5 protein-coding genes are annotated in these 7,489 nt (G+C 41.9%); 3 read left to right on the top strand and 2 right to left on the bottom strand.

The window, feature by feature from the left end; genetic code table 11:
- Positions 1-168 precede the first annotated feature (168 nt).
- Positions 169-2,055: a S8 family peptidase gene (locus K0625_RS22185; protein ID WP_220111635.1), complete on the bottom strand. Its 1,887-nt coding sequence runs from the start codon at positions 2,053-2,055 to the stop codon at positions 169-171.
- A 729-nt stretch (positions 2,056-2,784) separates the two neighbouring features.
- A complete protein-coding gene (locus tag K0625_RS22180) occupies positions 2,785-3,267 on the bottom strand; it encodes a VF530 family protein (RefSeq protein ID WP_220111634.1) in 483 nt (160 codons plus the stop codon).
- A 192-nt stretch (positions 3,268-3,459) separates the two neighbouring features.
- Here K0625_RS22180 and K0625_RS22175 point away from each other — a divergent pair, with 192 nt between their 5' ends.
- The 3 genes from K0625_RS22175 (at position 3,460) to K0625_RS22165 (ending at position 7,325) form a co-directional block, all read left to right on the top strand.
- On the top strand, positions 3,460-5,112 hold the full coding sequence (locus K0625_RS22175; RefSeq protein WP_220111633.1) for a hypothetical protein: 1,653 nt from the start codon (positions 3,460-3,462) through the stop codon (positions 5,110-5,112).
- 192 nt (positions 5,113-5,304) lie between these two features.
- Entirely contained in the window at positions 5,305-6,915 is a 1,611-nt protein-coding gene (locus tag K0625_RS22170) for an ABC-F family ATPase (protein ID WP_220111632.1), read from the top strand.
- A gap of 191 nt (positions 6,916-7,106) precedes the next feature.
- A complete protein-coding gene (locus K0625_RS22165; RefSeq protein WP_220111631.1) occupies positions 7,107-7,325 on the top strand; it encodes an EF-hand domain-containing protein in 219 nt (72 codons plus the stop codon).
- Positions 7,326-7,489 lie beyond the last annotated feature (164 nt).

The following is a 7,489-nucleotide window of genomic DNA, read 5'->3' as shown; positions in this document are numbered from 1 at the left end:
CATGTTTTTTATCCTCTATGACTTCGCTAAAAGTTAGAGTTCAATTAACATGAGTAGATATTCAGGCAAAGCCTAATTGATGATAACCACCTACTGAAGTAGGTGGTTTAGGGCTGAAAATAAAAAAGCAGAGCCATTGGCTCTGCTTACTAGGGAAACCGACAATATTTAGTAACTTGCAGTGAGCTGCAATCCGCTATAAGCCGAATAACCTCTTAACATCACATGGTAAGTGCCTGCTTGAGATACATTGATTGAACAGGTCTCATTGTTGCCATTTCGATAAGGGCGACAATCATAACTGCCAGTCGTAGGTGCACTACCCGCTTTTACATAAAGATCAGCATCACCACTACCACCGCTGGTGGTCACAGTAAGCTGAGAGTTAGCCGGAACATCTATAGTATAAAACGTCTCAGAAAGCCTTGCTCCACTAAGGTTAGTCTCAGGTACGCCATTTTCTAAACAAGCGCCACTGGTACATCCGCCTCCACCTGTTGAGAAGCTGGCTGTAAGTGTTGCATTGCTATAGCTAGAGTAACCACGAACCATGACATACCATTTACCCGCTGCTGGAGCCGAGAAGTCACAGGACTCATTGTTGCCGTTCTTGTATGGACGACATTGATATTGAGTTTGTGTTGGTTGAGCTCCCTGCTGAACATAGATATCAGCATCACCTGAGCCACCGGCAAGATTTACAGAAAGACTGGTCGCTCCTGCTGGAACATCAATGAAGAACATGGTTTCAGAACCTGTTCCACCATTAACCGTTACTCCCTGATTATTAGTCAGCTCAGTGTCGCCACCTGGACAATCGTTCCCACATCCCCCGCCATCGCCAGTAAGCGAGTAAACAAGCTTATTTGGTGAACCCGATCTTGCATCTGACACCTTGCCACTTGATGAGCGTGATGAGAGTAGAGACTCTATTTGAGTTGGCGTCGAACTTGGAGACTCATCAAGGTAAAGCGCTGCAACACCAGCAACATGAGGGGATGCCATCGACGTTCCACTAATGGTATTCGTCGCTGAGTTTGAGTTGTACCAAGCTGACTTGATACTTGAGCCAGGCGCATAGATATCTAAACAGCTGCCATAGTTAGAAAAACTTGAGCGTGAATCACTACTTGTTGTTGAACCGACAGTGATAGCATCAGCAGCTCTTGCAGGTGAATAGTTACAAGCGTTGCTATTATCGTTACCCGCAGCAACCACAAAGGTGATCCCAGCAGCCACAGCTGAATTAACGGCATCATCGGTAGCCTGTGATGCACCGCCACCTAAACTCATATTAGCAACTGAGGGGCCTTGAGCATTATTCTTAACCCAGTTAATACCAGCAATAACACCTGAGTTACTACCTGAGCCAGAACAACCTAATACTCGAACGCCAACCACGTTAACATTCTTTGCAACACCATATGTCGACCCACCTATGGTGCCGGCAACATGGGTACCATGTCCGTTACAGTCAGTTGCATCATTATCATTGTCAACAAAGTCATAACCACTAGATGCTCGACCACCAAACTCATTATGGGTGTTTAATACACCAGTATCGACAACATATGCGGTCACCCCACTGCCATCGAAATCATAATGGTAGTTATTGTTTAACGGTAGATCTCGTTGATCGACTCTATCTAAACCCCAAGTCGCACCGCTTTGATCGCCCGCAATATCGACCATAGGGTTAATAGACATGATTTGATCTTGCTCTATGTATTTCACATTTGGATCTTGTTGCAACGCTTTCAACTGCTCTTTATTTGCTTGCACCAAAACACCATTAAGTGAATTACCAAAGTTTCTTTTTACATTTACGTTATACCGATTCTCTAATGAATTACCTTGCTGAATAGCAAAGCTCTCCACAGATAAGTTGTCGGACAAGTTTAAAACGCTAGGGGTATTAAATACGACGATATAATTATCTTTAATAGCTCGTGATTGTTCGACCTCAATCATTTGAGCTTGATAAGCATCAGCATTTACAGCACTTGATGAAATTACTGCAGCAATCGCTACTGCTATCAATTGTTTCTTATGCATGTGTTACTCCATTTATTATAATTTTGCCTTAAGGCATAATTAACCTAGAGCATTATTTGACCGTTGTGAACAATAATAAAACAAATAAAGCCAATTTAGTTATCAGGGTGTAAAATCATATTTACAAATAACACTTTATTACTTCAGTAAAATAACCGAATCACTTACCTAATATGTCAACTTTTCTATCACTGTCATTTTTTTTGAAAATGAATCTTAAACCATGATAGATAAAGGTAACCAGCTGTAATAAATGGCATTTATATTTATCTACGAAACATTTAATAGTGAATAAATATAAGTTACAGTATGAAAATAGAACATTTACATGTAAATCACTTAGTGTTCGCTGTAAAACTTAAGTATTAAACTTAATGTTTTACATAATCTTCCATCAAGTAAATAGTTTGTTATATCAATATTCAGTAAAGGAATAATGCATGTATTGATGGTAGGCGACACATGTATATTACTCATGAGTATAATAAGGAAAATCAATGCAGGATCAGTATGAACATTTTTACCCTGATAATATTTTACTTATATCATTCTTTTTGCTTCTTTCTATATTTCCACATGAATGACGAAAATATTTAACAGTGATGGTAGCACTTTTAAAGAAATAAGAGGAATATGGAATAAAACCCTTGAGTAAAATTATCCTGCAATAAAAATTGCTTTATTGCAGGGTTATGAGTGAGTCAATATAGACTGTAAAACACGTTAGCTTTACTTACCCCAAGGGTTTTTAGGATCTTGAGAAGGCTTAGGTCGTTTATCGTTAGTTCGGGTCTTATAAGCCCCATCATAAACCTTCTTACCATAACCTTTGCTCTTGTTTGCTTTCATCGCTTCATAATCGGCAGTCGCTTTAGCTCGCATCTGCTCAATAAGCTCTATCGTTAACGTTTCTGGTTTACGCGGCACAATACCATCGGCAAAACCTCGTTCCCGCGGCTTAAGTTCAAACTGTGCACTACTTCCCTTTGGCATACGCTTAAAACGATAAAGATAAAAGCTTTCAACTCGTTCACGTGCCCACTCGGTTTTCTTTAAAAACTTAAGGCAAGCTTCATGTGAAGGGTTGAGGTTAAAACACTCTAACCGTAGAGCTGCATATAAGATCTTCCAGTCATAAAAATCGACTAGTTCAGTAAGCATTACTTCGAGTTTAAGTCCGTGCAGTGGATTATTCTTTTGCTCTTCAATCATGAGATAGGTATTTAAAGCTGGAGTGTGGAATGCATTTTATACTAAGCCGCTTTGAACTTACATCAATAAAGATTTGAATAAGCAGATTTGGGTTTATTGTCTCAGTCATGTAATGTTTAGCTACTAACCGCCTTAAGGACTGGTTTAGGTGGTTGGTTAATCAGTTTTGGATAATCAGCTAAGGAATCAGCTATGACCAAACAACTAAAAGCGGTCACCTACAGGATGACCAACACTAGCCCCTACCCTGAAACGACGTTAGCGAGCTTTAATACACGAAGTAAAGATAAAGAGGTAGGTATCACCTTCTCTGGTGGAGGTACGCGCAGTGCTTGTTGCACATTAGGCCAACTTAAAGCACTCCATGACTCAGGTCTTATCAATAAAGTTAAGTATATCTCCAGCGTATCTGGAGGCGCATGGGCCGCCATCCCCTATACCTTTATCAGTGAGATACAACTTGAGCGATTTTGGGGAGAGATATTACCGCCTGAAGATATCACCTTAGAGAAAATTGAATCACCGGCACCTCTACACAGCCTGCAATACAGTATTACTCATTCAGCCGTTGTTGGTCGGCTCATTAAAGCGGGTTTTAAAGGCTATGGTGATGAGAGCTTTGCCCATGTATTAAGCCAAGTGTTTTTGAAACCATTTAAGTTAGATAGTGCAGATCAGAGCTTTAGTTTTGATAATGCCTCTGTCGAGAGTGCTTGTGCCATTAACCCTCAAACACTCACACCTGAAGATTTTGTTACCTCAAGAGAAGGCTCACCTTTCCTCATTGTCGGTGCGACACTGCAAAATCCAGATGGAGTCAACTTCAACCAAAGTTATCCAGTGGAGTACACACCTTTGTACAGTGGCATCAAACAACATTTTCTTGATGATGACTGGTTCAATGCTGATGATAACTTTGGTGGCGGTTATATCGACTCATATGGTTATGACTGTATTGGCCCCTATAAGATAGTGACTCAAGGGGATAAAACCATTTTCAGTGTTAAACGTGCGCCAAAAAAAGGACTCGACTTTACCAACGAACGAGCATTTTCATTGGCCGATATTATGGCCAGTACTGGTGCAGCGCCACAAGAAGTCACTGAATTTTTAGGTTTAAAATCTTTAGGCTTCCCTGAGTTTAATCATATTCCGATACACACCGCTAAAGGAACCGAACGCCTAGTTGAGGAGTATAGTCACTCAGATGGTGGGCACAGTGAAAACTTAGGCATCATGCCATTGCTCGCCCGTGGCGTTAAACGTATCTATGTGTTTATCAATACCAAGAAAGCCTTTAAGCCTGACAAGAAGCTGTCAAAACCCGATAGAGCTGCAAGTAAGAAAATTGCTAAAACAGATCTTAATCGCTCGGTTAAAGCCCTGTTTGTTCCTCTTAAGAACTGGCATAAACTGTCCAATTTCTCCGATAATTTGGTATTTAAAGGCGGAGAAGCACCACTGTTAGAGCTGATCGAGTTACTGGCAGAGAAAGTAGACAGCAAGGCTAATGGCATACCTGCTAAACAGGCTCTGTTTGCGACGCAAAAATTGACGACGATAGCGAACCATAAGTTTGGAGTAAAAGGTGATCAAGACGTTGAGATCACCTGGGTTTATAACCAGCGTTCCCAAGGTTTTGAAAATACCCTCAAAGATAAGAGATTAAAGGAGCACCTTAAGGAGCAAGATCAAGATGATTGGGATCCCCATGGTCTCGATAATTTCCCTCACTACGAGACCTTTATGGAAAATAGTGGCGTTATAAAACTCACACCACTGCAAACAAACTTACTTGTATCTCACTCACATTGGGTAGCAAGTAAAGCCATCGCGTCGAGTTAACCCATACCATGCCGCCCATTTTAATGGACGGCATACATTAATCGTCAGCCAAGGCTCGACATACCCGCTAGTTGCTCTGTATAATCCGCGACCTAATTAATTACGCAAATTTGCACGTCTTATTTGGCATCACTCTCTTTATTCGAGCTCAAGTCAAAATTAACCTGCTTAACTTTACCTGGGAATACCTCTTTGATCTCTACCGCGAACATCACAATGCAGTTTGGTGCTGAGCCTCTGTTTGAAAACATTTCAGCTAAATTTGGTCACGGCAACCGCTACGGTTTAATCGGTGCAAACGGTTGTGGCAAGTCCACCTTTATGAAGATCCTCAGTGGTGCCCTTGCGCCAAGTTCAGGTAATGTATCAATCACTCCAGGCTTAAAGCTAGGTACCTTGAGTCAAGATCAGTTCGCATTTGAACAGTACAGTGTTATCGATACCGTGATCATGGGCGATGCTGAACTGTGGAAGGTCAAGCAGGAGCGTGAGCGCATCTATTCACTACCAGAGATGACCGAAGAGGACGGCATGAAAGTCGCTGAACTTGAAAGTATCTTTGCTGAGATGGACGGTTACAGTGCAGAGAGTCGCGCCGGTGAGATTTTACTCGATGCAGGCATTGAGGAGGAGTTTCATTTTGGCTTGATGCAGCAAGTTGCACCAGGTTGGAAACTTAGGGTTCTACTGGCGCAGGCTCTGTTTGCTAACCCAGATATTCTGTTGCTCGATGAGCCTACCAACAACCTGGATATTCATACCATATCTTGGTTAGAGGAGGAGCTTAATCAACGTAAATGCACCATGATCATCATCTCGCACGACAGGCACTTCCTTAACTCTGTTTGTACCCATATGGCAGATATCGATTACGGTGAGCTGCGGATCTACCCAGGTAACTATGAGTACTTCCTAGAGGCGTCAGGTCTTATTCAGGAGCAGTTACTGGCAGGTAATGCCAAGAAAAGTGCCGAAATGGCTGAGTTACAGGACTTTGTTAATCGTTTTGGGGCTAACGCATCAAAGGCGAAACAGGCAAGCTCACGTGCTAAGAAACTTGAAAAGATAAGCCTAGATGAAGTTAAGTCAACTAGCCGTATGACACCATCGCTGCGCTTTGATGAAAGTAAAAAGCTACACCGTCAGGCGCTTGTTATCGAAGATCTTGGTCATGGTTTTGAAGATGGAATGCTATTTGAAGGCGGCAACCTCATTCTCGAAGCGGGTGCTAAACTAGCTGTAATTGGTGAGAATGGTGTGGGTAAAACAACCCTACTACGCTGTCTGGTCAATGAACTGTCTAACACTCAAGGTGTGATTAAATGGTCAGAGAATGCCGCTATCGGCTACTGTCCACAAGACAGCAGCAAAGATTTTGATAATGATCTAACCCTCTTTGACTGGATGTCACAATGGCGCACACCTAAGCATAACGATCTTATGGTCCGTGGTATGTTAGGTCGCCTACTCTTTACAGAGGATGACGCCAACAAAAAAGCGCGTAACTGCTCAGGTGGAGAGAAAAACCGCCTGCTGTTTGGCAAACTGATGATGCAAGATATCAATGTATTAGTAATGGATGAACCAACTAACCACATGGATATGGAAGCCATTGAAGCGTTAAACAATGCGCTGAAGTTGTTTGAAGGCACCCTACTGTTTGTCAGTCACGACCGCGAATTTGTTTCATCTCTTGCGACGCATATTATCGATGTTAAAGATAAGCAACTGGTGAACTTCCACGGTACTTTTGATGAATATCTAGCAAGCAAGGCTGAAGCGGAAGCTAAAAAAGTCGCTTAACTGCAGCCTAAGGCTAAAGTCACTCGCTCTTTAAGAGCTAGGGCTTTGGCCTTTTTTATTTCAGTCACAACCACTTTCTTATAACGCAAGCCTTGAAACGGTAAACAAGTGTCTCCATTACTATTGTATGTCGGGAAAATAGCAGTTTTTCCTAAATGGAACATAGCCATTATCAAAACTAAGGAAGTGTTATGACACAGATAAGCATTGAAGAGCTAGAAGACAATTTTACCCATTTCGATACCGACAGCGATGGCACCATCGAGTTATCAGAATTTAACCGCTTACTCGTAGCACTTGAGGCGCTAGCCCCAGGGGAGAGCGATCCTATCGGCTTCGATGCCATCGACACCGACGGCAATGGTCGAATTGACTTTAAAGAGTTCTCGGACTGGTTTAATAACCGATAACTTTTATTTTCTGCTTATACATCCCACCTACTCCGAGCTTATACAGCTCGGGTAGCTCCAACCATTTCATCTATACTCTTCATTCCTCCTTTAACTTAGATAACAAAAATCCAACCTGTTAGCGTATGATAATCTCAAACAATGAAGTGTGGACTGTATGAATA

The sequence above is a fragment of the Shewanella nanhaiensis genome (assembly GCF_019457885.1).
GTDB classification, from domain to species: domain Bacteria; phylum Pseudomonadota; class Gammaproteobacteria; order Enterobacterales; family Shewanellaceae; genus Shewanella; species Shewanella nanhaiensis.
This window is presented reverse-complemented; position numbering and strand designations above follow the sequence as displayed.

Excerpts from the sequence above, each read along its gene's own strand:
- K0625_RS22185 (WP_220111635.1), bottom strand. The coding sequence starts at position 2,055 with ATGCATAAGAAACAATTGATAGCAGTAGCGATTGCTGCAGTAATTTCA.
- K0625_RS22180 (WP_220111634.1), bottom strand. The coding sequence starts at position 3,267 with ATGATTGAAGAGCAAAAGAATAATCCACTGCACGGACTTAAACTCGAA.
- K0625_RS22175 (WP_220111633.1), top strand. The coding sequence starts at position 3,460 with ATGACCAAACAACTAAAAGCGGTCACCTACAGGATGACCAACACTAGC.
- K0625_RS22165 (WP_220111631.1), top strand. The coding sequence starts at position 7,107 with ATGACACAGATAAGCATTGAAGAGCTAGAAGACAATTTTACCCATTTC.